Raw genomic sequence first — 26,056 nt, 5'->3', positions numbered from 1 at the left:
TGGGCCATGATCATCGTCATGACCCGCCGCCTCGCCCGTCACCAACACACCTGAAACCCTTATTTACCAGGCTCTTACAGGGATTGCTTGGTGAGCGGGCGGGGGCTGGGCCCGGGGCCGGGGAGGCAACAACCCGAATGCAGCGGGGCGTTGCAGGCTCGACGAGCTGCGTGAATCGGTACGACGCAGCTACCCCGGAGACTACTCGCAAAGGTGCTGGGAGCCGCATGGTTTCCGCCAACCCGGCTCGGCGCCACGCGCCGATGCGTGCCCAACGTCGGTGGCGGGTACGTGTCGCGTCTGGCGTGCAGACCACCCTCACGCAACGTCCTGTCATCATCGCGATCCGCGCTCATGCCGATGATCGCGAGTTGCGTTGGTCGCCGTTGGAAACCTGCGGTGGTCTCGGGGCCTCGCCCCCGGCGGGCTGTCATCCGTACCGACAGAGGCAGCACCCATAAGCCTGCTCCTGCCTTGCCCCTGGGCGGCAGTTCACTCCTTATCTGACCCGTCGGCGTGACCTGGCAGATGCGCCGGTACGGGGCTTGGCGGTAGAACCGGAACGTGACACTCAACTTCTGTCGGGAACTGTCGGCCGCCGACTGGATCGCCCACAGCGACCTGCCGTGGCAACAGCTTGTGGGCCTCGGCCCTGCGGGCTTCGACGCCTACGCGCGGCTTCGGTTCCTGCCCGATCCGACACGCCCCGGCCAAAGCGAGAACGAGGTCGACGCGGAATGGCCCACCGACCAGCTGCCCACCCTTTTCGAGGTGCTGGCCACCCACACCACGACCCCCGCAGACTGCTACTTCTGCGTCTGGGAAGGCTTCGGCGACGCCGACGTCGCAGCCGACGACGACGCCGTGTACATCGACGAAGAGAACACCGGCGCCCCGCTTGAGCGGCTCGGCGGCCAGCCGGGACTGGCGCCCACACCCGCTGCCCCGCCCTCGATGCCGCGCGCGCCCAAGGTTGTGGTGCCCAACCGTGCGTACTGGTTGTTTCGAGGGCCGATAGTCGACGTCGGCACATGGGACACTGCTGCGGGGTGGCCGGGCCAGCGCCGTCTCAGCAACGCCGAGCCGGCGTTCGCCTGGCCCGCTGATCACGCCTGGTGCGTGGCCAAGGACGTCGATCCGCACTGGGCCGGGATCGGCGGGACCCGGGCGCTGATCACCCAACTCACCACCGACCCGCGCCTCGACGTGGTCCCCGCCGACCCCACCCAGGACCAGCCGCTCTACCGATGAACAGCCCGTGCCCAGTTGACGAATGCTATGCGGACCGCTGACAGGGCCTGCCGCGCTCAGGTCGGAACGCACGGATCTGCCGCGATGAGCGCGGTCCCGCCGATGCGCGTGATTGACCGGCGCCAGAAGGCGTGGTGCCGTGACCGCTGCAGATCGCCGCCGCAGGCAACACCCCGCTGTCGGCTAGCGTGAGGCAATGACGAGCGCCAATCAGGATCGGTGGGCGCAGTGGATACTGCGGCGCCGGGACGCGGGTGACCCGGGCGTCCGGGCGCACGGGGCATCGCTGCTGGCGGCTTATCGCGACGGGGTGCTGGACCGTGCCGAAGTCGCGGCAGGGGATGTGCTGCTCGACGTGGGCACCGGCAACGGCCTGCTTGGCTTCGCCGCGCTGGAGCGGGTGGGCCCGGGCGGGCAGGTCATCTTCAGCGACATCTCCACGGATCTACTCGACGAGTGCCGACTCCGGGCGGCCGCGGGCGGCCTACTGGACCGCTCCCGGTTCGTGCACGCCTCCGCCGACGACCTGCGCGGGGTTCAGGATCAGTCGGTGGACATCGTGACGACCCGGTCGGTGCTCATCTACGTCGAGCGCAAGCAGGCCGCGTTCGCCAAGTTCTTCCGAGTGCTGCGCCCGAGCGGGCGGCTGTCCATCTTCGAGCCGATCAACAGCTTCGGCGTAACCGAGGCAGGCCCCATTCTGTTCGGGTTGGACATGACGCCTATCGCCGACTTGGCGGCAAAGCTACGCCGGGCGTACGAGAGCGTCCCGCAGGCCGAGAACCCGATGCTCAGCTTCGACGAGCGCGACCTGCTGCGGTGGGCGCGCGGGGCCGGCTTTGCTTCGGTAGAGCTGGACTACCGGGCAGAGGTCGAGGTGCCGTACCCGTTGCCGACCACCGATTGGGAGGTGCTGAAGAAGACGGCACCCAACCCGCTGGCCCCCACGTATGAGGAGGCGTTGGCGCAAATGCTCACCGATCAGGAGCGCTACCGCTTTGAAAACCATGTGCGCGCTGTCTTGGCGGCCGGCACACTCGCCCACAACACACTCGCCACCACGTTCCTCCGCGCCATCCGCCCCTGACTTGGTTAGGGACCGGCCAGCAGTGACGCGGCTCCTCCCCGCTGCGTCGCGAGCCGGGCCACAGGCATCCGCATCTGGCTGCTGACAGCGCGTCCGAGACGAGACGACCGGATCTGCCGAGATCAGTGTGCGCCGGATGGGGGCGAGAGATTCATGACTGGAGCCGCCAGAGGTTCGGGTTGCGGGTCACAACATTGTTGCGCGTCCCCAGCCGCGGGCGAGGCGCCAACAGGCGAACGCCGCGGCCGCCGCGCCGACCAGAAGCAGGATGACGGCCGGTGCCAGTGTGCCGGGTACGTCGCCACGCAGCGCGGCCTGCAGCATCGTCAGGCCCCAGTAGCCGGGTGAGACCGGAGCCACCGCTTGCAGCCAGTGCGGGAACATCGTGGTCGGAATGAAGGCGCCACCGAGCGTGGTAAGGACTAGCGCGCTGATGTCGCTGATCGCGCTCAGCTCGCCGTGGCTGCGGACGACCGCCGCGAGGGCAGCGCCGATGGCGAGCAGCGTCGCGCCCCAGGCGGCGATGGCGACGGCGATCAACCAGCATGCGCCGCTGGGTCGCACCCCGAGGACCGTGATGCCGTAGAGCAGCAGGATCGACTGTTGCAGCAGCAAGACGGCGTAGACCGGGAGTGCCTTGCCGAGCAGGAGTTCCGTGGTTGACGCTCGGGTGGCGCGTAGCCGGTCCCAGGTGTGCCAGCTGCGCTCGGTGAGCGTCGCGGTGCCCACGATGGACAAGGCCAGCACCGAGAAGATCACCAGCATGCCGGTCGCAATCTGCGTGGTTCCGCCGGGAATGGCGCGTTGGTAGATCGGCTGGAGTGCCAGCATGACCACCATCGGCATCACGAGGTAGGTGAGGAATGGACCGGGGTCGCGCAGCCGGAGAATCGCGTTGTGCCGGGTCACGGCGGCGATCCGCCACAGGGAGTCGCTCATGGTTAGCCCGCCAGCGAGTGGTATAGATCGTCCAGGGACGGTTTGCGTACGTCGATCTCGTGTATCGCCCCGCGGGCGTTGCCAAGCAGGGTGATCAGCGTCCGGGCGGGATCGGTGGTACGTACCCGGATCTCCTCAGCGTCGTCGGCGCGCAGGCGCACCTCGCCGGGCAGGCCGTCGAGCAGTTGCGCGCTCGTACCCCGTGCGATGATCCGTCCGCGCTGTGCCACCGCGACGGTCGCCCCCAGCTCGGCGAGTTCGGGCAGGTAGTGGCTGGTGTAGAGGACCGCCGCGCCGGCGTCGGCACGCCGGCGTAGGACGGCGAGCAGCGACTGCCGGGTCTCCGGATCGGCGCCGGCTGTCGGCTCGTCCATCACCAGCAGCCCGGGCCGGTGCAGCAGCGCTGTCGCGGCCTGCACGCGCCGTTGCTGGCCACCGGAGAGCAGGCCTACCCGCCGATCCAGGAAGCCGGTCAGCATCAAGGCGTCGACGACCTCGTCGGTGGCGGCGGCGAGTGCCCGTCGGCGTAGGCCGGCCATGTGGCCGAAGAGGCGCAGGTGCTCGCGGGCGGTGGCGGCCGGGTAGAGGGCGATCTGCTGCGGCGCCACTCCGACGTCGCCGCGGGCGGCCCGTGGCGGCCGGCCGCCGATGGTCACGGCGCCGCCGTCGGGCCGCACCAGGCCGCAGAGCACGTCGACGAAGGTCGACTTTCCCGCGCCGTTGTGCCCAACCAGGCCAGTGATCTCGCCTGCCTGCACGTCGAGGGTGAACCCGTCCAGCGCTCGTACCGCGCCGTAGCGCTTGATCAAGCCGTCCGCATGAAGCACAACCACCTCCGGTATACGCCGTAGACTGACGGTATACACCGTAGACTGGAACGGTGCGAAAGCTCAAGGAATCCCGCCGGCCGGAAATCCTCGACGCGGCGCTGGCCGTCGCGGCCGAACGCGGGCTCGACGGCGTCTCGATGCGTGCCGTGGCCCAGCACCTGGGCCTGACGCCGATGGCGCTCTACGGCTACTTCCGCAGCAAGGACGAGCTGCTGGACGCCGTGCTCGGCCGTCTCCTCGCGGAGGTACCGGAGCCGCCGGACGGGCTCGGCTGGCGGGAAGTGATCGAACATCTGGCGTACGGCCTGCGCGCCGTCGCCGCCCGCCATCCGTCCGCGCTGCCGCTGCTGTTCACCCGGCCGGCGGTGAGCCCTGCCGCCGTGCGGATCGTCGACGTGGTCTACCAGGCGCTGCTCGCCGCCGGCATTCCGGCGGCCGAGGTGCCCCGGCTCGAGCGGATGCTCAGCACGTTCGTAATCGGACACGTCAGCTCCGAGGTCAACGGCCGATTCGGCGACGGATCGCTCGATCCGCGTGCCCGGCGAGCGCAGCTGCCACCGGAACAGCTACCCGGTCATCAAGCCCTCGCTGATCATCTGGACGCCCCGGTGGACTGGAACCAGGAGTTCCGCACCGACCTACGCGACCTGTGCGACCTGGTGGAACGCCTCGTCAGATCCGTACGGCCGACGGCCTGAGAAACGCAGGCCACTCCCTTCCGCAGCGACCCGCCGAGCGTGAGCGGCAGGAACCGGAACGGCCGGGCCCAGACGCGGATGATGGCCACGCCGGCGGTGACCAGGCCGGCCCCGGTCAGGATCGGGGAGACGCTGAACAGCACGTCGCCGAGGTCCCGGTTGCTCGGCCAGATCACCTCGGCCGCGGCGATGATGAGCTGACCGACGATCGCGGGCACAGGGGGGCTTGCGGCAAGACCCGGGTCTTGCCGCAGAATCGGCGGCCGGACACAGCACCGACGAGGAAATGGGGGGGCACGACGTGGGTGCGTTGTCGATGTACGGGGGACGCGGCGACCTCGAACCGCTGATGAGATTGGCGGTGCAGTTGCGGGCGCTTGACGCGGAGGTGCGGGGGTGCGCGCCGCCCGACCGGGCGCAGCGGCCGGCCGATTCGTCAGAGGGAAGCCAACCAGACATGAGGACGTGCCCAGCGACAGGTTCGACACAGCTCGAGGCGCCGGTGATTCGATCGGCCAGTGCAGTGCGACGGAGCACGGCTGCCTCGGAGGTATCGCAATGATCGAGCAGTACGTGTTGGATCTTCAAGAGGTTGACGAGAGGCAGGTCGCGGTCGTTGGCGGCAAGGGCGCGCACCTGGGCGGGCTGTCGCGGATCGAAGGCATCCGCGTGCCGGCTGGCTTTTGCGTGACGACGGCCGCCTTCCGGCGGATCATGGCGGAAGCGCCGTCGATCGACGATCGACTCGATCAGCTGTCCCGCCTGAACCCGGACGACCGGGAGGCGATTCGCACGTTCAGCGCGGAGATCCGCCGGATCATCGAAGGGATTGCCATCCCGGGCGATCTGGCGGCGGCGATCACCCGCGCGCTCGCCCAGCTCGGCGAGCAAGCCGCCTACGCCGTGCGATCAAGCGCGACGGCAGAGGACCTGCCGACGGCCTCCTTCGCCGGCCAGCAGGACACGTACCTGAACCTCGTGGGGCCGGCGGCGATCCTGCGGCACGTCAGCCGGTGCTGGGCGTCGCTGTTCACCGAGCGGGCCGTGACCTACCGCCAGCGCAACGGCATCGACCACCGTACGGTCCACATGGCCGTGGTCGTGCAGCAGATGGTCTTCCCGGATGCGGCCGGCATCCTGTTCACGGCCGACCCCGTCACGGGCAACCGGAAAGTCGCCACCGTGGACGCCAGCTTCGGCCTCGGCGAGGCCCTGGTCTCCGGCCTGGTGAACCCGGACGTCTTCAAGGTGCGCGACGGCGAAATCGTCGCCAAGGCGGTCGCCGCCAAACAGCGTGCCATCCACGCCCTGCCGGCTGGCGGGACGCAGGAAGTGGCGATCGACCCGCAGCGGCAGGAGCAGCCGGCGCTGACGGATGCGCAGGTCGTGCGGCTCGTGCAGCTCGGGCGGCGGATCGAAGCGCATTTCGGCCGCCCGCAGGACATCGAATGGTGCCTGGTCGACGATGACTTCCAGATCGTGCAGAGCCGGCCAATCACCACGCTGTTCCCCATCCCCGCGGCCCGCGACCGGGAGAACCACGTCTACGTCTCCGTTGGTCATCAGCAGATGATGACCGACCCCATGAAGCCACTGGGCGTCTCCGTGTGGCAGCTGACGGCCATGGCGCCGATGCACGAGGCCGGCGGGAGGCTGTTCGTCGACGTCACCCGGCGCCTGGCCTCGCCCGCGAGCCGCGCCGGCCTCCTGGAGGTGGCGGGGAGGGGCGATCCGCTGATCAGGGACGCGCTGGAGACCGTCCTCGACCGCGGCGACTTCGTCCCGACGCTCCCGGAGGCTGGTCCCGGCGGGCCGCCGGCCAGCGGCGCGTCCGCCCCGATCGAGACCGATCCGGCCATCGTCACCGAGCTGATCGAGCGCAGCCAGGCCTCCATCGCCGCCCTGCGGCGCGACATCCGGACGAAGACCGGACCGACGCTGTTCGACTTCCTGCTGGAGGCCTTCCAGGAGCACAAGCGAGTCCTCGGCGATCCGCTGAGCATGCAGGCGATCATGGCGGGGATGGAGGCCACCTGGTGGCTCAACGACCAGCTGCAGGAATGGCTGGGCGAGAAGAACGCGGCCGACACCCTCACGCTGTCCGCCCCCGGCAACGTCACGTCAGAGATGGGACTGGCGCTGCTCGACGTCGCGGACGTGATCCGCCCGCACCCGGAGGTGGTGGCGTCCCTGCAGGGCGTCGAGGACGACGGCTTCCTTGACGAGCTGCCGAAGCTCGCGGGCGGGACCGAAGCGCGCCACGCCATCGAGGCCTACCTCGACCGGTACGGCATGCGCTGCGTCGGCGAGATCGACATCACGAGGCCGCGCTGGAGCGAACGCCCCACCACGCTCGTGCCCCTGATCCTCGACAATATCAAGCTCTTCGAGCCGGGCGCCGCCGAGCGGCGCTTCGAGCAAGGGCGACAGGAGGCGCAGAAGAAACAAGAGGACCTGCTGGAACGCCTGCGGGCCCTGCCGGACGGGGAGCAGAAAGCCGACGAGGCCAAGCGGATGATCGACCGGGTCCGGACCTTCATCGGCTACCGGGAGTACCCGAAGTACGGCATCGTCAGCCGCTACTTCGTCTACAAGCGGGCCCTGCTGGAAGAGGCCGAGCGCCTCGTGCAGGCCAACGTGCTCGCTGAGAAGGAGGACATCTTCTACCTCACGTTCCAGGAGCTCCACGACGTCGCGCGCAGCAACCAGTTGGACGACCAGCTCATCCAGCAGCGCAAGGACGCGTTCCGGTCGTACCACGCGCTCACGCCGCCCCGGGTGCTGACATCGGATGGCGAGGCCATCGCCGGGGCGTACCGACGCGACGACGTGCCGACCGGCGCCCTGATCGGCCTACCGGTCTCCGCCGGGACCATCGAAGGGCGCGCCCGCGTCATCCTGGACATGGCCCAGGCTGATCTCGAACCGGGTGACATCCTCGTCACGGCCCACACGGACCCGAGCTGGACGCCCCTCTTCGTCGCCATCACAGGCCTGGTGACGGAGGTCGGAGGATTGATGACACACGGCGCAGTGATCGCACGGGAGTACGGCCTGCCGGCTGTCGTCGGTGTGGTAGATGCCACCCGGCTGATTCCCGATGGGCAGCGGATCCGCGTGCACGGAAGCGACGGGTACGTCGAGATTCTGCCTTGACTGACCACTCACCGAGAAGGCCCGTCTGCCTTGCCAAGCACATATTTTCCAAGCGGCACTGACCTGCTCGGCATCCGGATCTGCCGCCGACCGGGCGTCACAGTGTGTGACGGAAGTACGGTGGCGCTCGACGCGCGGTCGTGCCGAGTTGAGACCGTCTGGCCCGTTGAAAGCCCGTCTCGCCTGGCTGCACCGGCAAACTACGCAGAATCCGGTCCGGACCTGATCCGCATCCAGCGGTTTCGGTGGAAGATCTGATCCTCGGCGAGGATCATGCATTCCCAGCTGGCGTCGCGGCGGCCGGGGCGGCGCTGCGGGCCGCTGAACTGGCTGAGCAACGCGCCGGTCCGCCGTAGCGACGGATGTCGCTGTTGACGGCGACCTCGTTGCCGCACCAGGTCAATGTGAGCGATGGCAGGAACGGCGGAGCCGGGGGCTTTGGCGTCAATGCTGCGTCGCTTCCAGATCTCTGCCGTACGAGCCGCTCCCGGGTGTGGGCGGCAGAGGCAGCGGAAGGCCAGGCAAGCAGCATCGGTTGCTCAGCCGGCTTCTTGGAGAAGCCTCCTGATGTTCCTGCCCCAGCGACGGAATTTGGATCAACTCTGTGACCATGGCAGAAGTTGGACCAGGCCCATCGAGGTTTCCTCGTTCCCCCGCGTCTGGACGGCACGCACTATCCAACGGCCCGACCGTATCGGGATAAATGTCTGCTCGGGCACCCCTCCATCGTCGGGGTACGCAATGTGCAGCTCGGTCCCGGCGGTGACCGAGTCCATGAGCACCGCCGGGCCATCCGTTTCCCAGATGCCGCACTGCTCCCAGTCGGTCGTGGGGTCGGTGAGGACGATCTTGGCAGCAGCGATCAGCGTCGGGCGGGACGCCGTCCTCGTCGACGGGCACCAGCAAGGACCGGCCGTCGACCGGACCTCCACTGTTCGACGGCCGCAACGTCATCGCCCGACATCCGCGGCTGGTCACCCGCGGCGGGCAGAGGGTGGACCTGGACCACTACCTGGAGGTGTTGAAGGGCAAGCCGGGTGCCTTGTCCGGCAGCACAGCGTTGGCGCGGGTCCGGCAGTGCGCGACTAGAGTTCCAAACGATCGCCGCCGACGGAGGAGCCCGCATGGCCGCCGTAATCGCCAGTATCGAGATCAACGTGCCCGTCGAGAAGGTCTTCGCCTACGCGATCGACCCGGCGAATCTGTCGGCCTGGCAGGAGAACGTCGTGTCGGCGTCCCAGGAGGGTGAGCTCGCCGTCGGCGGCAAGGTGATCACCGTCCGTCGCGTGGGTAAGCGCGAGCAGCCCATGACGATGGAGTTCACCAGTTACGACGCCCCGCACAGCTGGTCGATGAGGGGGGTCGATGGCCCGGTCCGGCCGCTCGTTGACACGCGAGTCGAGCCGACGGCGGTCGGCTCGCGAGTGACTGTCGAGCTCGACTTCGAGGGCCGCGGGATCGGCAAGCTCCTGGTGCCCCTCCTCGTCAAGCCCGAGACCCGCAAGGGCCTGCCTCGAAACCTCGCGCTGCTCAAGAAGAACCTCGAGGCGTGAGCCCGCGTGTCGCTAACCACCATTCAGCGTTGACTCTCAGGCAATCCCCACGACCTTCAGTCGTCCTGAATCCTTGGATTGTCGGCGAGGCGGTTACTCACGGCTCCCTGCGCAGGTCGAGAGCTGCGGCTGGCTGGGTTGGGGCTCCGGCACGATCCGGGGCCCGACGAGATGCTGCCTGACATCTCGCTTACAAGGCGCTTCCGGCAAGACTCGTAGCGTCCGCTGACGTCCACTGGGTCCGGGCCGGAGGCAAGATCCGTACGAACATGTCCGGCCACGGCCGCCACCGTTGATGTCAGCCACGGATGTCAAGCCGCCTCTGCTGCCGGCTGGTGCTCGCCGCGGGCATGACCCCCGTCGGGGGGAGCCTCGTCGTTGATGTCGGCCAGTGTCAGCGCGTGTCGATCCCCGCAGTCCTGTCGTCGGCATTACCCGCCTACGGCCATTGGCACCCGTTGGCTATCGCTGGGTCTTGCTGACTTCCTGCTGACTGGCGTCAGGCTCCGCCGGCCACCTACTCGTCGGCGGAGCCTGCCTCCTTCGTCCCGAACGCGGGTGCGGCGCATCATCTACTGTCGTCCGCTGCAGGTGCTCCTCGTGGTCCTGCTCGCTGGGGTTGGTCGCTGCACTTTCCTGTGTACAGCTGGACAAGGCTCTCCGCCGTGCTTGGCCGTACCCTGCCGTCGTGATCGAAGACGTTTCCGGCACGCTTCACGGGTGGATCTGGCGGCCCAACCTCCTGCCCTTCCTGAAGATGACATCGGATTTCGTCCGCTACAGCTTCGGCAGCGAGGATGAGGATGCAGTCTTGACGGGCCTTGCCGACACGGACCCCGAGGCAGATCGCTGGTTCGACTATCAGCTTGCTGGCGAACTGTCGGTAACCTTGGGGCTCTCCGGTGGGGAGGACCTCGTCTTGATCGATATTGAGCTAGACGGGTTGACGGAACGCTTCGTAACCCAGATCGGGGTGCTCCTCAACGTCTTCAGCGTTTACCGCGTTACAGAACAACCCGGCTGAGGCGGTGGCGGTGGCGGTCGGGATTCTGGGCGATGGCCTGGTCCTCTGCGCCGGACCTAGATGTATCGGTCTGGTGGCAGTCGTGGCGCTGTTGGCGGCCTAATGGAGAGGAACGGGCTGAGCGGCCTGCGCATCAGTTCACCAACTACAGGGAAGGCGCTAGGGCCGGGGCTGGTCCCTGCACGGGTGACACTGCGTGACCTGGGCAAGTGTGGTCGTCGTTGGCCGTCGTTGGCCGTCGTTGGTCGCGGTTGTCCAGCGCCCGACGGCCTGGCGACGGCCTGGGCCCCAGGCAGGGACCTTACCTCTGGGTTGCTCCCCGCATGTGATGACCCATCCCCCGCCGGGGATATCATCACGCCGTGGCGATTGATTGCACTCCGGGACTCGCTCCTGCGGTTGCCTTGTTCCGGTCTCTCGGTGACCCGACCCGGCTGGCCATCCTGCGCCGGCTCGCATCCGGCGAGGCGCGGGTCGTGGACCTGACCGGCGAGTTGGGCTTGGCGCAGTCGACGGTGTCGAAGCACCTGGCGTGCCTTCGGGACTGCGGCCTGATCGACTACCGGGTGGAGGGTCGCCAGTCCTTCTACGCGCTGACGCGCCCGGAGCTGCTGGACCTGCTGCGCTCGGCGGAACGGGTTCTGGCCGCCACGGGCGAAGCGGTCGCCCTGTGCCCGGTCTACGGGACTCCGGCCAACTCCCCGGCGGGGTGACCGCGTGAGCACCTCCGTGCTGAGCCCCGAGCGTCGGGCGATGCTGTCCCGGCGCAGCCTGTGGCTGGCCTACGCCACCGCCGGCTACAACCTCTTGGAGGGCCTCGTGGCCATCGTCGCTGGCGCGGCGGCCTCCTCCACGGCACTGATCGGCTTCGGCCTGGACTCGTTCGTCGAGGTGTCCAGCGCCGCCGTGCTGATCTGGCAGTTCCGCTCCCGCGTACCCGAGGATCGGGAACGGCTGGCGCTGCGGCTGATCGGCGCGTCATTCTTCGCTCTAGCTGCCTGGGTAACCTTCGATGCCGTCCGCTCGCTGCTGGCCGGCGGCGACGCTGACGCCAGCCCAGTCGGAATCGGCCTTGCCGTCGCGTCGCTGCTCGTGATGCCGCTGCTCGTGGCGGCCAAGCGTCGCACCGGCCGGGAACTCGGCTCGGCAACCGTCATGGCCGACTCGACACAGACCATGCTGTGCACATACCTGTCCGCGGTGCTGCTCGTCGGCCTGGTCCTCAACGCCGTGTGGGGCTGGTCAGGGGCTGACCCGATCGCCGCGCTCGTCATCGCCGGGGTCGCGGTCAAGGAAGGCGTGGAAGCCTGGCGCGGCGAGCACTGCGACGACTGCGCACCCCTCCCTGCCGCCGACACCGCCACTGACCAAGCCTCGGGCTGCGCCGATGGCTGCTGCACCGACCGGAAGGCGTGATCATGGCCTGGCTCGCGCTGCTGCTCTACCTGCTGGGCCTGCTGCTCGCCTTCGGCTGGCGCACCCTGACCCAATGGCGCCGCACCGGCGACACCGGCCTACGCCTCGACGCCGGCCAGCCCGGCACCCTGCGCTGGTGGGCCAAACTGCTGTTCATCGCCGCGCTCATGCTTGGCTCCGCCGGGCCGATCGCTGCCCTCGCCGGCCTGCCGTCACTGCCCGGCCTCAACCACCGAGCCCTACACGTCGTCGCCCTCGTCCTCACCGTCGCCGGCATCGCCGCCACGCTCGCCGCCCAGCTCGCCATGGGCACCTCCTGGCGCGTCGGCGTCGACCCAACCGAACGCACCCACCTCGTGACTGGCGGCCCGTTCGCGCTCGCCCGCAACCCCATCTTCACCGCCATGGCGGCCACCACCCTCGGCCTGGCCCTCCTGGTGCGCAACGCTGTCTCGCTCGTCGCCTGGCTCGTCCTGGTCCTCGCGCTACAACTACAAGTCCGCGTCGTCGAGGAGCCCTACCTGATCGCCACCCACGGCGACGCCTACCGTCGCTATGCGGCCAGCGTCGGACGCTTCCTCCCTGGCGTCGGACGACTCGCCAGGCATGACTAGCGCCAGCACTGCCGCACGGCAGGCCCGGCCGCAGCGGCGGACTGTAAATCCGTCGCGAAAGCTACAGAGGTTCGAATCCTCTACCCGCCACCAGGTGCAGAGATGGCCCCGTGAGCTGCGGAAACGCGCTCCGGGGTCCTTCTCGTGGAGTCCACCGGAGTCCAGCCCGATCCAGCGCTGCATGGCCCTCTACGGGAACCGGTCAGGTCCGCGTCGAGCCGCCATCCCAGCTGCAGCTGCGGCTCCTGCCCGCCGACATCGTCCGCGATGTACGTCGCGTCGCCCGCAGGCCGTGGCTGCGCAACAGGCCGACGGCCAGTTTCGCCTCAGTGCGGCTGGTGAGGACCGCCACCGTGAACGGCGCACTGTCCACGACAGAAGTCAGTAAGCCGGTCCGGGCCGGACCCAAGCGCGAAATCGCGTTCCGGTCCGCCGGTCGCCAGGCCGGTGCGAGACTGGGCGCGTGCCAGCCCCGCCGGCGCCCCGGCGCCGGTCGACCCGACGCGGCAGGTGGAGAACATGTCCAACGACAACGAAACCCGTCCCTTCCGGCTCGACACGCCGGAAGAAGCGATCGCCGACATGCGTCGCCGGATCGCGGCCACGCGCTGGCCCACCCGAGAGCTGGTCACCGATCGCTCCCAGGGCGTGCAGCTGGCGACGGTCCAGGAGCTGGCCCGCTACTGGACGACCGATCACGACTGGCGCGCGTTCGAGGCGAAGCTGAACGCCCTGCCGCAGTACACGACCGACATCGACGGCGTCGAGATCCACTTCATCCACGTGCGGTCGCAGCACGAGAACGCCCTGCCGCTGATCATGACGCACGGCTGGCCAGGCTCGGTCGTCGAGCTGCTCGGGGTCGTCGGCCCGCTCACCGACCCGACCGCGCATGGCGGCACCCCCGAGGACGCATTCCACCTGGTGTTGCCGTCCTTGCCCGGCTACGGCTTCTCGGGCGAGCCGACCGAGCTCGGCTGGGAGAACGGCCGCATCGCACGCGCGTGGGCGGAGCTGATGGACCGCCTCGGCTACCCGCGCTACGTCGCCCAGGGGGGCGACGTGGGCGCCGCCGTCACGGATGCAATGGGCCGCCAAGGACCCGAGGGGTTGCTCGGCATCCACGTCAACTTGCTCGCCGGGGCGATCGGTCTCAAGGACCAACTGCCGGCGGAGTCCGAGCAGGAACGCGCGGCGCACGACGCGCTCAACACATTCACGACGGACGGCTTCGGCTACTTCCTGGAGCAGTCCACCCGGCCGCAGACGATCGGCTACTCCCTGCTGGATTCACCCGTCGGGCTGGCGGCCTGGATGCTCGACCACGACACGGACAGCTACTACAAGATCTCCCGCGCGTTCGTCGACGGCAAGCCCGTGGGCGGCCTCACCCGGGACACCATCGTCGACAACATCACGCTGTACTGGCTGACGGGCACCGGCGCCTCGGCCGCCCGGTGGTACTGGGAATTTGGACGGTTCCGGGCCGCAGCCAGTGCGGCCGGCCAGGCTCCTCCGCCGGTCTCGGTTCCGGTCGGCTTCACGACGTTCCCCGGCGAGCTCTGGGCTGCCCCGCGCAGCTGGGTCGAGACGGTCTACCCCGACCTCACGTACTTCAATGAGGTCGACAAGGGTGGCCACTTCCCCGCCTGGGAGGAGCCGGAGCTCTTCTCCACCGAGGTGCGGGCCGCGTTCCGGCCGCTGCGGAAATCCTGAGCCCGCTCCGGTTCGCGCGTGACCCTCCTGGTCAGTGAGCCGCCGCACGGGTACGGGATCTGCCACCGTCACAGCCTGACCGCAACAACGCCGTAGGCCAGGCAAGGTTTACGGTGTGTCAGCAACACCGTGAACGTTCGTGGTGCCCGTGAACAGGTCATGGCTCTACCGACAGCGGCGGAAGGCTCGCCGGAATCCCCGTTGCTGCCCCTGTTGACCGGCCCACCGGGCACGTAGCGGGCACGACGACCGGTTCGTCCCGACCGAATCAACTGGCTAGCAGGGACCTAGAGAACGACAACAGCGCCAAGGATCAGCGCCAACCCGCCGGCCCCGCGGTCTCACTGCACACACTGCCCGGCTGTGCCCATTGCTACCTGGTGCAGGTCGTTGTCAACCCGCGCTAGCGGCGAAGGCTGGGTACAGGGCTGCCCCGGACACCGCGGTGGCGTCCGGGGCAGCGGCGTCGTCGACAGGGTCAGCTGGTCTTGACGGTCAACGTCGGCGGGTTGGCCGACTCCTTGCTGCCGATGGTGAAGTACTTGTCTCCCTTGACCTGCACGCTCAGAGTCTGATCACCGAACCACTGGCTCACTGCGAAGCCGGTGACATCGATGGACACGTGGGGATCGGTGCCGCTGCACGTCACCTCGCGCAGCGACTCCAGTGTCGACGACGGCCGGGTGCTCCAGGACGTACCGCCCTCCGTCCAGCCGCCGTCCGCGCCGCCGTGCACCTTGAGCGTCACCGGCTGGTTGGCGCACTGCGGGACGTACAGGTTGACGGCGACGCGGTTCAGGTCGGCCACTCCGCCCAGGCTGTACCGCAGCAGGGCGGTGCGGTTGCCGCCGTCGACCGCCAGCGCGGTTTCGCTGCCGTGCGTCGCCGCCGGGTTGGCCGCGTCGACGTAGGTGTCCGCGAGCGCCGGCCGGTCGGCCTGCTCGGCCCGTAGGACCAGCTCCGGCGGGTTGACCGCGCTCTCCCGTGACGTGATGTTGATGTAGTTGCGACTGCCCGCCGGATCGCCGGTGATCGCGAAGGAGGCCCGCCCGTCGGCGGCGTTGCGCCGCAGGTAGTCGGTCACGTCGAGTTCCACCATCCCGCCGGCGGCGGTGACATCCAGCGTCTTGAGCGCGGGGCCGATCACTGGCTTGGTGTTCCAGCTGACCAGGCCCTCGTTCCAGGCATCGTCGACCTCTGAGACGATCACCTTGTCGGTGGCGGTGGCGCCGCCACCCGTCACCTGGGCGTGGAACTGCAGTTTGGCGTACTCGATCTCGCCGTACTGTGCGATGTCGAAGGTGAGGTAGGTGACTCGCTGCCGGGTGGTCAGGTATTTGACGGCGTTCGCGGTCGATTGGCCGCCCGCGCCGGCGGGGTTGTCGGAGTCGACGTACGTGTCGCCGATGGGGGTGGTCCGGGCATTCGGCTGCTGCCAGTTGTCCACCTGCGGTGCCCGGGCGGTGAGGATGAGCTGCGGCTGGCCGGTCGCGGCCTCGTCGCTGTTGAGCAGCACGAAGTCACCGGTCTTCGCCGGCTCGCTCAGCACGAAGGTGGCCACGCCGTCACCGGCTGCCTGCTCCCGGATGTACGTGGTGACGTCGCCGCCGGCGTAGGCCGGGGTCGTGCCGACCGTGAGGTTGCCGACCGGGCCGCCGCCGGGCTGAGGGGCGTTGTTCCAGGTCAGTTCGCTCTCCGACCAGGGGCCGGTGGCGGTCTCGTCGGCGGCGGCCTGCACGGCCAGGTCCGTGGTGCATCCGGTGCAGGTCGTGTTGCTGCCGTGTACCCGCAGGGTGGCGCTCGCGATGTCGGCCGCGTTCACGCCGGCCAGGTCGAATTTGAGGTAACTGCGCCGGGTCCAGCCGTCGCCGCTGTTCTTCACGACCAGACCGGTGCTGCCGTAGTTGACGTCACCGTTGTCCTTCCAGACCATCGCGTCGTCGGTGGCGCGCAGCACCTGCGGATCGGTCGCCAGCACCGCCGTCTCGGTGGCGCCCCCGGTCTGGAACGAGGTGACGCTGAGGATCGCCGGCACCGTCTGCACCAGCCGCACCTTCGACGACCCCGACACCAGCCCGTTGCTGGGCGTGTTGAGCTTCATGTGCAGGGCGCCTGTACGCTGCTGCGTCGGGTCCGCCGCGGCCACCCTGATGGTGGTGGCCGTGCGCTGGAGCACCACCGCCGCGGCGTCGTCGACGGTCAGGAACGACGGCTCGCCCCAGGCGTCGAGCCGCTGGGGCACCCGCGGCTGCCAGAAGTTCACGCCGATGACGTCGAGTGCGTTTTGCTGCACCGCCTGGATCGTTTTCTCGTTGCGCAGCACGCTGACCTGCGGGCTCGCCGCGTAGTCGGCGGTCTGCTGGGCGGTCGCGCCGGGCAACAGCACATAGCTGTATGAGGCGTTCGACGGGTTCGTGCCGTGGTCGATCCAGAGCGACACGTACGTGCGCGGGTACTTCGTCTCGCTGGCTCCCGGCTTGATCTCACTCCAGGCGTCGGTCCGGACCTCGCGCTTGCAGTGCAGGGTCACGCCACCGGGGAAGTAGTAGCCGATGTTCTGTCCGCTCAGCTGGGCGCTCGTCGCGCCATTGACCACCTCGGTGCTGCCGTTGGTGGCGCAGCGCGGTGTGCCGTTGATGGTCAGCGCCTCGGCACCGCTCACCCGCCGCTGGTCGACTGTGGTGACGATGGTGCCCGTGCCGGTGATGCCGGCGCCGAGCGCGACGATCTCGTTGTCGTACAGGAACCACGCCTTCTTTCCGGTGAGGTCCGAGAACGGGTCGCGCAGCTCCATGCCGACCGCGGCGTACCGGCCGTCGAGCGCGGCGCCGCCGACCCAGCTCGCCGTGGACGGCACGCCGCTGGGGTGCGTCGTGGACCGGGCCGCGGTGGAGACGGTCGTGCCGGGCAGGCGGGTGGCGTCCACCGTCGGCCAGTACGCGTCGTCGTACTGGCCGAGGTCGTCCGGCAGGACCAGCTGCGTCATCCCGTACCGGGTGAACCAGCCGCGCAGGTTCTCGCCGAGGGTCTCGTAGTCGAGGATCCGGTTCGAGAACATGCTCACCCCGAACATGTACCCGGGTCGCTGGTGGGTGACCTGGTCCATGCCGGCGTACACCTTGGTGGCGGTCAGATCGATCGCGGCCGGGATGGCGGAGTCGTCGATCATCGCGTACGCCCGCGCGATCGTGAACAGCGAGATGAAGTAGCTGTCCGGGTACGGCGCGAAGGTGTCGCCGCTGATCAGACCCTTCGCCATACTGCGCAGCTGCAGCGCGTCGGCTGGGGGCATCGCCTCGGCCAGGATGAGCGCAGCCCGGGTGAGGCCGTGCCCGGACTGGTGGTTCTTGATGCTGGTCTCGGCCTCATCGTTCCGCTTCGGCGTCCCGGCCCGCGCGATCTCCCGACCTTGCACACCGGGCGTGCCGGCGCCGCGGTACGCCAGCGGCCGCAGGCCGTCCCGCAGCCAGCCGGCGAATGCCGTGCTGGCGGTGCCGTCGATCGCCCAGGACGAGCCATGCAGGGCGTAGATCAGCTCCGCGTACGTCTGGGCCATCGCGGTGCCGTACCCGCCGCTGTACGGGTGCCGGCCGTGCTGGAGGAAGGAGCCGTCCGCGTAGATGCCCTCGCCGACCCGCACCGTCGCCATGGCATCGAGCGCGTCGTCCCGCGCTGTGGCGATGGCCACCGCGTCCTTGGCGAGGACCCCCAAGATGACCTCGGTGGTGCACTTCCAGATCCGGTTGGCGCCGAGGCTCGGATCGGCGAAGTCGCTGGGATTGGTGCTGCGGCCGGACCGGGTGCAGGTCGGCGTGAGCACCTTGATGGCCGCGAGGTAGTCGTTCACGGCAAGATTGGGATGTCCCCACATCATCACCGCGATGTTGGTGATCTTGTTGGGAATCACGATCTCCCAGTCGTACCAGTTCCCCGAGGGGTGCGGAAGCGGCAAATCAGCCTCGCTGTCCGGGAGCGTGTGGACGAGTGCGTTCAGGCCGTCGACCGTCTTGTCTGCCAGCGCCGCGTCGCCGGTGAGCGTGGTTCCCGGCGTGGCGTAGGCGCTGGCCATCTGTGACAGCCGGGTGAACGAGTTGGACACGCCCGCCGTGGTGGCGTAGTTGAACTCGGTCGGCCACAGCCGACCGTACTCGGCATTGTCCGGCGTCGAGATGGCGTCGGGGTCGATGTTGTCGACGAAGTCCTGCACATCATCGACCTTGGGCAGGCGGCCGGTGTAGCGGGCGTCGCCAGAGTGGTCGGTGTCGCTGTCGGTCAGCAGCTGCAGCCAGCGGTGACGCACCGCGTCGAAGCCGTCCGCCGCGATCGCGGGCGCCGCCACCGCCTGGGCCGCGCCGGACACCAGCAGGATGAGGGTGAGTAGCAGGCAGAAACGGCGCCGGGCGCCGTGACTGGACCGTCTGATCCGGACGCTCATGAATATCCTCCCCGTGAAAACTGGGGCGGAGCCCAACAGCGGAGCGCCCGCCGAGCGGGCTGGCTGGCGCAGAGCGATCGAGTGCCACCATGCCGGCAAAGGGCGACGGGTGCGACTGGATCGAACGAAGCCTTCGAGGGATCTACCGTGTCATCCCGGCGGATTGGGTCGTGGGGAATGGGCTGTGGTAGCGGCAGTCTGGCCGCCGAGCGCCTCGCCGTATCGTCGCGGTGCCCGGACGTCAGTGGTCAAGGCCGCTGCCGTCGCTGAGGTCGACGCATGCAGGCCCTACCCGATGTTGTCGATGGAGACCATGACCGCCTCGGGACCGGTCGGCGGTCGCGCGTGCTGGTCGTCGGCGTGGACGTGCAGCACCAGACAGTGCGGGGACCAGGGCAGGATTCCGCCGGTCTCGCGACAGCCGAAGTAGGCTGAGCGACTCGGTTGTAAGGGCCAGCCGATGCGGCGCAGATGGTTGACGAGGCGGGCTACGGTCACCGCACGGGTGGCGCCGTCGGCGGCCGTCACCATGAACTCCGCCCTGCAGTTGCCGCTGCTGCCGCCACCCACGCACGGCCCGGCGGAGATGAGGCGCAGCGTTCGCGGCAGGGGAAGTATCTCGCTCGCGAGGGAGGACGAGGTCACCATCGCGCGGACCCCCGACGACTACGCTGGCCATGTCCGGGAAATGATCGCAACCTGGGGCGAGTTCGAGCTGACGGTCGACGACTTCCTAGTAGAGGGTGCGCGGGCGTACGTGCGGCTGACCCAGGTGGGACGCCATCTCGCGCCGGTCGACGGCCTCGCCCCGACGGGTCACGCCGTTTGGCAGATCAACTCGATTGTGTACCACGTCGCGGACGGCCCCATTGCGGAGTACTGGATGCAGATCGACCGGGCGGGCCTGCGCGCTCAGCTGTGCGCCGCCACCTGATCGGACTCGAATTGCCGAGCCGGGACAAGACCTGACCGGCTGAGCCTCAGACGTTGAAGCGGAACTAAGAGCCGCTATCCCGCTACCAGCGCGGACAGCGCTCGACGCCTGCTCAACCAACGTGTCGGGCTGCCATGGTTGATCACTGGTTTACGACGTTTCACGGTATCTTGTGCCCCCTGTATGCCCCACATCGCCGGCCCGTCTCCCGACGCTAGGGATCGAGGCCGGCTCACCTACTCTCGAGCTGGTGGAACTCGGGACCTTCGCCGGCTTCGGCCTGCTGATCTGTGCGGGACTTAGGGCTCAGGACGCAGGCATGACGCCGAGGGCGGCCAGCAGCATGGGCACGGCCAGCAGGATAACTCCCAACGCCACGGGTGCGCCGAGCGCGCCGAGGACGACGACGCCCTTCCGGAGTCTGAAGCGCCGCGAGTAAGAGATCGCCAGGACGCCGTAGCCGGCCGCAACCAACAGGAAGAAGAGCACGTAAGCGACTCCGGCCAGGTCGATCTGGTCGGCGCTGCCCGCCAGGCCCGAGGCCATGCCGATCGCTTGCACCACGCTGCCCAGGGCGTACACGGCGAGCATCGCAAACGCTCCCCACAACAACACGCCCAGAAACACCGGAGGAAGAAATCTCGGGCGGCTGGCGACCGACAACAGTGCCACAGCCGCGCCCACCGCCTTGAGCCCGACGACAAGCCAGTTCATCACGGCGATCCCGGTGGAATACTCGGCATAGGGACCGTCGGCGAAGTGGTCGGTCAGCTCGAAGACGATGTTGACGACCGCGAACCCGATGCAGCACAGGGCCATCAGACGACCTGTCGCGGTGATGCCGATGCCGGGTCGCGCAGGGGCCTGGGGCCGATCGGTTGCGAAAGCAGTGGGTGCCATCCCGGTAGTCAACAGCAGTCCTGCAGCCAGGTCCTCCCTCCCAATGGGGAGATCGACAACATGGATTAGAGCTGAAGTGCGAGTCGCGGTGGCGACCGGATCCGTGAGCGCTGCCCCACGCTTCGTCCCGAAGTACGGATCACTCACGGGTGGCTGCCCCAGCGGCCCGGGAGCAGCCCAGCGGAGCGGCAGCGGGGTGCAGGCCGAGGGCCTTGGCGGTGCGTGCGGACCGTTGCGAGCCGTTGCGGGCCGCCTTGACGAGCTGGGACGGGCACGATCGGGCACGGAAGTCCCCGGAGGGCGGGAAACGATCGGTGATCAAGGGTCTGACCTGGTACCCCCGGCAGGACTCGAACCTGCGACACACGGCTTAGGAACGGGATAGCGCTTGACCGTGACCCGGCTGATTTACCAGGCCGGATGGCACGCCTCGCGGCCCGTGCGCTTTTGATCATTCCGCGCCTGTTCCGGATCATCCGCTCAGCCTTCACCGAGACGGGCGGTGGTCGGCTGCGCCGGCCAGAAAGGCCATTCCTCGAACGATCTGCAGCGCCCGTCCTCGGCGAAGCGCATGATCCACAGGTCGCGGTACTCATGGTCGACCGGGTCGCCGTACTGGACCTCCACCCGCGCCACCGCAGTGTCGCCCTCGACCGCAACGATCTCGCTGGTCATCTCAAACACCTCGTCGGGGCCGGCGCGCTCGTCTTCCCACATCCGGGCTATGGCCGGCAGGCCGATGACCGGTGAATGGTAAGGCCCCTGCAGATAGCTCGCCTCTGCGGTGAAGATCGTGGCGAGCGCCTCCGTCCCCGGCGTCCGCCACGCATGCTTGTAGGCCGCGAGCCAGCCAGTCACCTGCTCCCTATCCACAGGTATCCACCTTGCCACTTGACTGAGCGCTAAACGGCGGGGGCCGCTCACGCCGCGAGGAGCGAACTCGGGGATCTGCCCAACCTGAATGGCTTCGCCAGGCGACGGCCCGCCGCCAGCGCCGCCGCCTCAAGCGGAGCTCGCTGGCTCCGATGGCGGCAGGCGGGGTGTACCCCACGGCAACCAGGCACGAGCGGCGACCGCTTCGTCCCGAACTGTCGGCGGCTTGGTCCGATTAGGTTCCGTGCGACGTCATCCGGCCCGTTGGGACCGCTCAGGGTCTGGCTCGGCGTGCTCCGTTGCGGTACTTGGCTACTGTGCTCATCTAGCCGACCCGGTATCGCAGATAGACCACGCCGTTGCAGAACCGGCGCTCGTCCAGCAGTTCCAGCTCAAGGTGGAGACCGGCGGGCAACGCGCGCGTCCCCCGCCCACCACGACGAGATTGAGGAAGAGGTGGCACTCGTCCACCAGGCCGGCCGCGAGCGCGTGCGCCGCGAGCCCCGGACCCCCGACGGTGACGTCCCGCCCCGCGGCTTTTTCAACCGGCGGACTGCGTCCGGGTCGAACTCCCGCTCGAGCCGGGTCCGCGCGCTGGAAACCGGGTCCAGCATCGACGAGTAGACGACCTTGTCGGCCGCCTGCCAGATCCGCGCGTTGTCACGCACGACGGCCGGCTGGTCGTCGCCGGTGAAGGCGGTCTCCCAGTAGACCATCGTCTCGTACATCCGGCGCCCGTAAAGGTAGGTGCCGACCGGCCGTTCCTTGTCGTTGACGAAGGCGTGCACCTCCTCGTCGGGCGCCGCCCAGTCGAAGTCGCCGTTGCCGTCAGCTGTGAAGCCATCCAGCGAGGCGATCGCCGAGTAGATGAGCTTGGCCATTGCGCAATCTTGCCACTGCCCACCGCGTTCAACTACTACAAGCGCGACCAGACCGGGACGGCCGCTACCAAACCCGGGGCGGTTGATTCGCTGACCTGCGGAGGAGTGGGCCGCCAGGGACTCGAACCCTGAACCTATGGATTGCCGGCAAGGGGATCGCTTACGGCTCCGTGCGCAGCTCATGAGCGGCTACTGGCTGGTTTGCGGCTCTAGCGGTCGCGTTCGTTGCTGTACTTCTGGGCTGTGCGGCGAAGAGTCCTGCGCCGCCTCCGTTGGCAAGATGTTTATCCTTCCGCCCTCACCAGTCGTCCGGGTACAAGTCCTCCTCCGGGTAGCCCGCCGAAACCAGCCGCCTGCGGACCCTCTCGACCTCCTGCGGCGGCGGGCGCCGCAGCGACGCGGCGGCAGCGGCGTCGTTGGCGATAACCACCGTCTCGTCGTCGATGAGCTCGGCAACGACGGCCGCCAGGTTCCCCTCGCACAGGTCAGCCTCAAGGACAGCCAGAAGTGGCAGGTAATCCCTGGCCGGTAGTCCGCTCGGGTACGCCCTCTGCAAGACCTCTAGGACGGGCAGTAGGTACGGCGGCAGCATGACAGCCAGCATCCCAGGTGCGGCAACCGTCAGCCGGTGCAGCCTGGCTACGTCTCGACCTACTCATTACGAGTCGGTCGCCGGCTGCCGGTCCACCGCCTGATCCTCGCACCCGGTATCGCGTAAGCGTCCGCGATCGTCCGCCCCCCCTCGCCGGTTTGGCTGCTCGTGTGGCTGCTCAGTATTCCCCTGTGCCATTCGCCGCTGTCCGTTTGATGTCGGTCGTAGATGTCAGACCATGCTGCGGCGGCGACGACCCTGGCCCGGTCTCAGGCTCCGTCTCGGTAGTGGGAGACGATCCCCCGCCAGAAGGCGGTGAAGAGGGCCACGCCGACCGCGACCCACGCGACGGCAAGTGACCGTGCCGCACCCGAGACGGCGGCGACCCAGCCGAGTCCGACGAGGACGAACTGGACACCGAAAAAGCCGGCGAGGGTCAGCAACAGGTGCCGGCCGGGCCGCACCTTGCCCTGGGCCTGGTCGTGCCGGCCGCTGAGGAGCCACCACACAACGGCCAAGCCGAGCGCGGCCAGCATCACCGGGACACCCCACGACCGGTACGCGGCTTCGGAAACGAGCAGCACCGCCAGCCCGAGCGGAAAGAGCAGCATGGACAGCACGAACGCCGCAGTACTGACCAGTTTTCGCATCACTCGGCCTTCACGTCGTAGCTTTGCCCGTCGCACCCTAACCGCTCGCGCAGCCGGTGGACCCCGCCCAGAACGCGGGCTTGCGGCCTGTTCGCGGCCCACGGATCAGCCGCCGACATCCAGACTGTCGCCCAGGCCATCCTGCCGCCGCCCGGCATGGCGTGCCAGCCCCGGACGACTCGCTTACAAGCTCTGCGCGCTTCGTCTGATGGCGTCCATGGCGGTTCCTCACCTCGGCGCGCACTCCTCCCGACGAGTGGATTGTGACGGCGCTGCGCCAAGCCGCGGCGCGATGAGCCGCCCGGCCCCTCGTTTGTAAGTTCTGGGCAGCCGTCCGACCGCGTCCATCCCCGGCTGGCCCGTCCCCGTCCGACCCGCCAGGAGCACGTGATCGTGCGCCGTCGTTCGTCATCGTTGCTACAGCCGCTGCTACACCCTGCATCCGTCGGACCAGCGGATTAAGAGGCACCGCCAGTGTCACGACCACCGGCCGCGTAGCTCGGCCGGACGCACCGCGACGAGGTGACCGTAGGCGACTCTGACCGCCTCGGTTGCTGTCGGCGTTGCTGTCGTCCCGCGACTTCATCCCGGACCCGGACTGGACGCCCACCCCGCTGCCGCCCTGGTGGGACGTGCCCGCCCCGGCGACCGTCCGGGCCCAGTGACGGAGAGCCGGACGATGTGGCCCATGCTGATCGCCGCCTGACGAGCCGGGCTTCCGCCCTGATCCAGACGAGCGCCGCCACGATCGCCACGGCCCCAGCGACCCCGAGCACGGCGGGCAGCTGAAGCAGCAGGTCCTCCGTCGCGTACCCGTCAGCCGTGGCCGCCTTAGACGGATCGCCCCGGTCGACGTACACCGTCAGCTCCTCCCCGGCGTGGCGCCAACCCTCGTCGAGCTCGCTGGAGAACCGCTCCTGGTACGCCACACCGTCGACGGAGTACGCCACGGTCATCCGCGTCACCACGTACGCGCGGCTCACCCGGAACCGGTCCGCCTGCACGATCCGGCCGGTCACCGCCGTTCCCTCGCTGCCCCGCTGGTCGATCGGGGCGCCCAGGCGAGCCTGGAGCAGGATCCCGCCGCAGATCAGCAGGGTTCCGACGAGAGCCGCGACGATGATTCGCATCCCGCTGGGGAGCCTTACCGACACCGGTCCTCCAAGCACGTGAGCTCATGTCGTTCAGTCCGTCGGCGGGACGAGCGCGTTGTAGAGCGTCCCGATGCCCGCGGTGATGGTATCGATCGCGGCCTCGATCTGGCTTCGGATGGCGGACGGAACGAACCGGTAGTGCTGCACCTTGTTCTTGATCGAATAGGCGACGTCGAAGAACTGCCCGCCGAACTTCTTCACCAGCAGCTAGGGGGCAGCAGGGGTGGCCCATGCCCCGTACGATCCCGGCTCATGCACCAGATCTGGAAGGTCTCACCGCTTGGGCGGTACGGCGTACTTGCTCTCATTCCTCTGCTTGGCGCCTTCACCTGGCTGGGCTGGGCCAACGTGTTCGTGAGTCTCCTCGCGAGCCTCGGTGCGCTCGTCAGTTGGTTCCGGTTCGCCTTCCGCCCCTCGGTGGTACTGACAGACACGGAAGTGATCGTGCGGAACCCCAACGGCTCCCAACACGTCAGCCTGCGGGATGTGGCGAAGGTCGAGCCTGGGTATGGCGGTTTGACCATCACGACCTCGACAGGTGAGCGCGTGGTCGCGTGGGCCGTGCAGAAGTCCAACCTTGCCACCTGGACGGGCAGGCACACTCGGGCTGACGAGGTGGCGGCCTCGATCATCGCAGCCAGCCGGAGTCGCGCTGTAACTCGGTGAGCCAGTTCCTCTACTGCCACTCTCCCTGAACCTATGGATTGCCGGCGAGGCGGTCGCCTGCGGCTCCGTGCGCAGCTCCCGAGCCCCTACCGGCTGCTGCCGGCTCGGCAAGGCGTGAGCGCGTGCGTGCCGTGCCCGGCCTGCTCGACGACGGGCACGACCTCGTCCCACGACGAGCCATCGAGCCACAGACCGGGGATCAGGATGATGTCCATGGGCCGAGGCTGGGCCAGGCCGACATCAGGCCGGCTCCGGGGCCGGCCGGGAACCCCGCCCCGTCGCGGAGCCGCATCGGCGGACGCGAGTGTCATCATGGACGGTGTTCATGAGCCGGAGCCGAGTCATGGGAGTTGTCATGGGCAGCGATAACGGGGCTGTTGCCGGTGGGCTGGCCGAGACGATCGAGGCGTTGCGGGCCGAACTGACGGCGGCGATGGCACAGGGCAGCGGAAAGCCGTTGCAGTTCGAGCTGGGGCAGGTGGACGTCGAGCTGTCGCTCGCCATCATCCGGGAAGGCTCCGGGGACGGCGGCCTGCGGTTCGGCGTGGTGTCGTTCGGCGCGGCGGGCAAGTTGGCGTCGGACACGACCCACCGACTGTCGCTGACGCTCAACCCGGTGGCGCCACGGGGCGATCATCCCGTACGGGTGACCGCAGACGTCGACGGCGAGCCGGGCTGAGAGGGATC

General features: G+C 68.6%; 25 protein-coding genes, 1 tRNA gene and 2 pseudogenes. 14 read left to right on the top strand and 14 right to left on the bottom strand.

Annotation, left to right across the window (positions count from 1 at the left end; genetic code table 11):
- Nucleotides 1-564: 564 nt before the first annotated feature.
- Both ACLQ2U_RS29830 and ACLQ2U_RS29825 read left to right on the top strand, forming a co-directional pair.
- Nucleotides 565-1,251 carry a hypothetical protein gene (locus ACLQ2U_RS29830; RefSeq protein ID WP_425754229.1) on the top strand — a complete coding sequence of 229 codons (687 nt, stop codon included), beginning with the start codon at nucleotides 565-567 and terminating at the stop codon, nucleotides 1,249-1,251.
- Nucleotides 1,252-1,447: 196 nt separating this feature from the next.
- Complete coding sequence (locus ACLQ2U_RS29825; protein WP_425754228.1) at nucleotides 1,448-2,338, top strand: methyltransferase domain-containing protein; 891 nt, start codon at nucleotides 1,448-1,450, stop codon at nucleotides 2,336-2,338.
- Between the two features lie 186 nt (nucleotides 2,339-2,524).
- Here the strand turns inward: ACLQ2U_RS29825 and ACLQ2U_RS29820 are convergent, their stop codons facing one another.
- Together ACLQ2U_RS29820 and ACLQ2U_RS29815 are read right to left on the bottom strand one after the other, a co-directional pair.
- Entirely contained in the window at nucleotides 2,525-3,277 is a 753-nt protein-coding gene (locus ACLQ2U_RS29820; protein WP_425754227.1) for an ABC transporter permease, read from the bottom strand.
- 2 nt (nucleotides 3,278-3,279) lie between these two features.
- A complete protein-coding gene (locus tag ACLQ2U_RS29815; RefSeq protein ID WP_425754226.1) occupies nucleotides 3,280-4,104 on the bottom strand; it encodes an ATP-binding cassette domain-containing protein in 825 nt (274 codons plus the stop codon).
- Between the two features lie 53 nt (nucleotides 4,105-4,157).
- Here ACLQ2U_RS29815 and ACLQ2U_RS29810 point away from each other — a divergent pair, with 53 nt between their 5' ends.
- Together ACLQ2U_RS29810 and rph are read left to right on the top strand one after the other, a co-directional pair.
- Nucleotides 4,158-4,805, top strand: a complete 648-nt coding sequence (locus tag ACLQ2U_RS29810; RefSeq protein ID WP_425754225.1) for a TetR/AcrR family transcriptional regulator — start codon at nucleotides 4,158-4,160, stop codon at nucleotides 4,803-4,805.
- A gap of 558 nt (nucleotides 4,806-5,363) precedes the next feature.
- On the top strand, nucleotides 5,364-7,961 hold the full coding sequence (rph, locus tag ACLQ2U_RS29805) for a rifamycin-inactivating phosphotransferase (protein WP_425754224.1): 2,598 nt from the start codon (nucleotides 5,364-5,366) through the stop codon (nucleotides 7,959-7,961).
- Nucleotides 7,962-8,557: 596 nt separating this feature from the next.
- On the opposite strand, the gene ACLQ2U_RS29800 is transcribed toward rph, so the two are convergent.
- On the bottom strand, nucleotides 8,558-8,893 hold the full coding sequence (locus ACLQ2U_RS29800; RefSeq protein ID WP_425754223.1) for an Imm21 family immunity protein: 336 nt from the start codon (nucleotides 8,891-8,893) through the stop codon (nucleotides 8,558-8,560).
- A 192-nt stretch (nucleotides 8,894-9,085) separates the two neighbouring features.
- Here ACLQ2U_RS29800 and ACLQ2U_RS29795 point away from each other — a divergent pair, with 192 nt between their 5' ends.
- The 7 genes from ACLQ2U_RS29795 (at nucleotide 9,086) to ACLQ2U_RS29765 (ending at nucleotide 14,284) form a co-directional block, all read left to right on the top strand.
- On the top strand, nucleotides 9,086-9,514 hold the full coding sequence (locus tag ACLQ2U_RS29795; protein WP_091337209.1) for an SRPBCC family protein: 429 nt from the start codon (nucleotides 9,086-9,088) through the stop codon (nucleotides 9,512-9,514).
- 688 nt (nucleotides 9,515-10,202) lie between these two features.
- Complete coding sequence (locus tag ACLQ2U_RS29790) at nucleotides 10,203-10,538, top strand: hypothetical protein (protein WP_425754222.1); 336 nt, start codon at nucleotides 10,203-10,205, stop codon at nucleotides 10,536-10,538.
- Between the two features lie 362 nt (nucleotides 10,539-10,900).
- On the top strand, nucleotides 10,901-11,251 hold the full coding sequence (locus ACLQ2U_RS29785) for an ArsR/SmtB family transcription factor (RefSeq protein WP_425754221.1): 351 nt from the start codon (nucleotides 10,901-10,903) through the stop codon (nucleotides 11,249-11,251).
- Nucleotides 11,252-11,255: 4 nt separating this feature from the next.
- The gene (locus ACLQ2U_RS29780) at nucleotides 11,256-11,954 is read left to right on the top strand and encodes a cation diffusion facilitator family transporter (RefSeq protein WP_425754220.1); all 699 of its coding nucleotides are present in this window, start codon (nucleotides 11,256-11,258) and stop codon (nucleotides 11,952-11,954) included.
- Between the two features lie 2 nt (nucleotides 11,955-11,956).
- Nucleotides 11,957-12,568, top strand: coding sequence for a methyltransferase family protein (locus ACLQ2U_RS29775; protein WP_425754219.1), 612 nt, complete (start codon nucleotides 11,957-11,959; stop codon nucleotides 12,566-12,568).
- A gap of 17 nt (nucleotides 12,569-12,585) precedes the next feature.
- Nucleotides 12,586-12,661: transfer RNA gene (locus ACLQ2U_RS29770), tRNA-Tyr, on the top strand.
- A gap of 426 nt (nucleotides 12,662-13,087) precedes the next feature.
- Nucleotides 13,088-14,284, top strand: coding sequence for an epoxide hydrolase family protein (locus tag ACLQ2U_RS29765; RefSeq protein WP_425754218.1), 1,197 nt, complete (start codon nucleotides 13,088-13,090; stop codon nucleotides 14,282-14,284).
- Nucleotides 14,285-14,762: 478 nt separating this feature from the next.
- Here ACLQ2U_RS29765 and ACLQ2U_RS29760 read toward each other — a convergent pair whose 3' ends face one another.
- Together ACLQ2U_RS29760 and ACLQ2U_RS29755 are read right to left on the bottom strand one after the other, a co-directional pair.
- On the bottom strand, nucleotides 14,763-18,719 hold the full coding sequence (locus tag ACLQ2U_RS29760; RefSeq protein WP_425754217.1) for a DUF7594 domain-containing protein: 3,957 nt from the start codon (nucleotides 18,717-18,719) through the stop codon (nucleotides 14,763-14,765).
- 288 nt (nucleotides 18,720-19,007) lie between these two features.
- Complete coding sequence (locus ACLQ2U_RS29755) at nucleotides 19,008-19,250, bottom strand: hypothetical protein (protein WP_425754216.1); 243 nt, start codon at nucleotides 19,248-19,250, stop codon at nucleotides 19,008-19,010.
- On the opposite strand from ACLQ2U_RS29755, the gene ACLQ2U_RS29750 reads away from it, so the two are divergent.
- Nucleotides 19,249-19,653: an ester cyclase gene (locus tag ACLQ2U_RS29750; protein ID WP_425754215.1), complete on the top strand. Its 405-nt coding sequence runs from the start codon at nucleotides 19,249-19,251 to the stop codon at nucleotides 19,651-19,653. The two genes, ACLQ2U_RS29755 and ACLQ2U_RS29750, sit on opposite strands and share 2 nt — an antisense overlap.
- A 306-nt stretch (nucleotides 19,654-19,959) precedes the next feature.
- Here ACLQ2U_RS29750 and ACLQ2U_RS29745 read toward each other — a convergent pair whose 3' ends face one another.
- The 8 genes and pseudogenes from ACLQ2U_RS29745 to ACLQ2U_RS29710 form a co-directional block, all read right to left on the bottom strand.
- Complete coding sequence (locus ACLQ2U_RS29745) at nucleotides 19,960-20,553, bottom strand: hypothetical protein (protein WP_425754214.1); 594 nt, start codon at nucleotides 20,551-20,553, stop codon at nucleotides 19,960-19,962.
- A gap of 480 nt (nucleotides 20,554-21,033) precedes the next feature.
- A complete protein-coding gene (locus ACLQ2U_RS29740; RefSeq protein ID WP_425754213.1) occupies nucleotides 21,034-21,426 on the bottom strand; it encodes a YybH family protein in 393 nt (130 codons plus the stop codon).
- A 321-nt stretch (nucleotides 21,427-21,747) separates the two neighbouring features.
- On the bottom strand, nucleotides 21,748-21,897 hold the full coding sequence (locus ACLQ2U_RS29735; protein WP_425754212.1) for a hypothetical protein: 150 nt from the start codon (nucleotides 21,895-21,897) through the stop codon (nucleotides 21,748-21,750).
- A gap of 194 nt (nucleotides 21,898-22,091) precedes the next feature.
- A pseudogene (locus ACLQ2U_RS29730) lies at nucleotides 22,092-22,307 on the bottom strand (dihydrofolate reductase family protein); the annotation flags it as partial.
- 298 nt (nucleotides 22,308-22,605) lie between these two features.
- Complete coding sequence (locus tag ACLQ2U_RS29725) at nucleotides 22,606-22,899, bottom strand: DUF3349 domain-containing protein (RefSeq protein WP_425754211.1); 294 nt, start codon at nucleotides 22,897-22,899, stop codon at nucleotides 22,606-22,608.
- A 269-nt stretch (nucleotides 22,900-23,168) separates the two neighbouring features.
- Nucleotides 23,169-23,549: a hypothetical protein gene (locus ACLQ2U_RS29720; RefSeq protein ID WP_425754210.1), complete on the bottom strand. Its 381-nt coding sequence runs from the start codon at nucleotides 23,547-23,549 to the stop codon at nucleotides 23,169-23,171.
- A gap of 827 nt (nucleotides 23,550-24,376) precedes the next feature.
- A pseudogene (locus tag ACLQ2U_RS29715) lies at nucleotides 24,377-24,679 on the bottom strand (DUF3592 domain-containing protein); the annotation flags it as partial.
- A 54-nt stretch (nucleotides 24,680-24,733) separates the two neighbouring features.
- A complete protein-coding gene (locus tag ACLQ2U_RS29710; protein ID WP_425754209.1) occupies nucleotides 24,734-24,904 on the bottom strand; it encodes a hypothetical protein in 171 nt (56 codons plus the stop codon).
- 51 nt (nucleotides 24,905-24,955) lie between these two features.
- On the opposite strand from ACLQ2U_RS29710, the gene ACLQ2U_RS29705 reads away from it, so the two are divergent.
- On the top strand, nucleotides 24,956-25,369 hold the full coding sequence (locus ACLQ2U_RS29705; RefSeq protein WP_425754208.1) for a PH domain-containing protein: 414 nt from the start codon (nucleotides 24,956-24,958) through the stop codon (nucleotides 25,367-25,369).
- 86 nt (nucleotides 25,370-25,455) lie between these two features.
- On the opposite strand, the gene ACLQ2U_RS29700 is transcribed toward ACLQ2U_RS29705, so the two are convergent.
- On the bottom strand, nucleotides 25,456-25,584 hold the full coding sequence (locus ACLQ2U_RS29700) for a hypothetical protein (protein ID WP_425754207.1): 129 nt from the start codon (nucleotides 25,582-25,584) through the stop codon (nucleotides 25,456-25,458).
- Nucleotides 25,585-25,724: 140 nt separating this feature from the next.
- Here ACLQ2U_RS29700 and ACLQ2U_RS29695 point away from each other — a divergent pair, with 140 nt between their 5' ends.
- Nucleotides 25,725-26,048, top strand: coding sequence for a trypco2 family protein (locus ACLQ2U_RS29695; RefSeq protein ID WP_425754206.1), 324 nt, complete (start codon nucleotides 25,725-25,727; stop codon nucleotides 26,046-26,048).
- Nucleotides 26,049-26,056: the final 8 nt, after the last annotated feature.

Origin of the sequence: Micromonospora sp. DT47 (assembly GCF_049844475.1) — a bacterium.
Classification (GTDB): Bacteria; Actinomycetota; Actinomycetes; order Mycobacteriales; family Micromonosporaceae; genus Micromonospora.
The sequence above is the reverse complement of the archived record's forward strand: the minus strand, read 5'-3'. Positions and strand labels throughout refer to the sequence as shown.

What these genes read in the sequence shown, in the direction of transcription:
- ACLQ2U_RS29825 (WP_425754228.1), top strand. Translation starts at nt 1,448, where the DNA reads ATGACGAGCGCCAATCAGGATCGGTGGGCGCAGTGGATACTGCGGCGC.
- ACLQ2U_RS29820 (WP_425754227.1), bottom strand. Translation starts at nt 3,277, where the DNA reads ATGAGCGACTCCCTGTGGCGGATCGCCGCCGTGACCCGGCACAACGCG.
- rph (WP_425754224.1), top strand. Translation starts at nt 5,364, where the DNA reads ATGATCGAGCAGTACGTGTTGGATCTTCAAGAGGTTGACGAGAGGCAG.
- ACLQ2U_RS29795 (WP_091337209.1), top strand. Translation starts at nt 9,086, where the DNA reads ATGGCCGCCGTAATCGCCAGTATCGAGATCAACGTGCCCGTCGAGAAG.
- ACLQ2U_RS29775 (WP_425754219.1), top strand. Translation starts at nt 11,957, where the DNA reads ATGGCCTGGCTCGCGCTGCTGCTCTACCTGCTGGGCCTGCTGCTCGCC.
- ACLQ2U_RS29765 (WP_425754218.1), top strand. Translation starts at nt 13,088, where the DNA reads ATGTCCAACGACAACGAAACCCGTCCCTTCCGGCTCGACACGCCGGAA.
- ACLQ2U_RS29760 (WP_425754217.1), bottom strand. Translation starts at nt 18,719, where the DNA reads ATGAGCGTCCGGATCAGACGGTCCAGTCACGGCGCCCGGCGCCGTTTC.
- ACLQ2U_RS29750 (WP_425754215.1), top strand. Translation starts at nt 19,249, where the DNA reads ATGAACTCCGCCCTGCAGTTGCCGCTGCTGCCGCCACCCACGCACGGC.
- ACLQ2U_RS29755 (WP_425754216.1), bottom strand. Translation starts at nt 19,250, where the DNA reads ATGGTGACGGCCGCCGACGGCGCCACCCGTGCGGTGACCGTAGCCCGC.
- ACLQ2U_RS29745 (WP_425754214.1), bottom strand. Translation starts at nt 20,553, where the DNA reads ATGGCACCCACTGCTTTCGCAACCGATCGGCCCCAGGCCCCTGCGCGA.
- ACLQ2U_RS29725 (WP_425754211.1), bottom strand. Translation starts at nt 22,899, where the DNA reads ATGCTGCCGCCGTACCTACTGCCCGTCCTAGAGGTCTTGCAGAGGGCG.
- ACLQ2U_RS29720 (WP_425754210.1), bottom strand. Translation starts at nt 23,549, where the DNA reads ATGCGAAAACTGGTCAGTACTGCGGCGTTCGTGCTGTCCATGCTGCTC.
- ACLQ2U_RS29705 (WP_425754208.1), top strand. Translation starts at nt 24,956, where the DNA reads ATGCACCAGATCTGGAAGGTCTCACCGCTTGGGCGGTACGGCGTACTT.
- ACLQ2U_RS29700 (WP_425754207.1), bottom strand. Translation starts at nt 25,584, where the DNA reads ATGGACATCATCCTGATCCCCGGTCTGTGGCTCGATGGCTCGTCGTGG.
- ACLQ2U_RS29695 (WP_425754206.1), top strand. Translation starts at nt 25,725, where the DNA reads ATGGGCAGCGATAACGGGGCTGTTGCCGGTGGGCTGGCCGAGACGATC.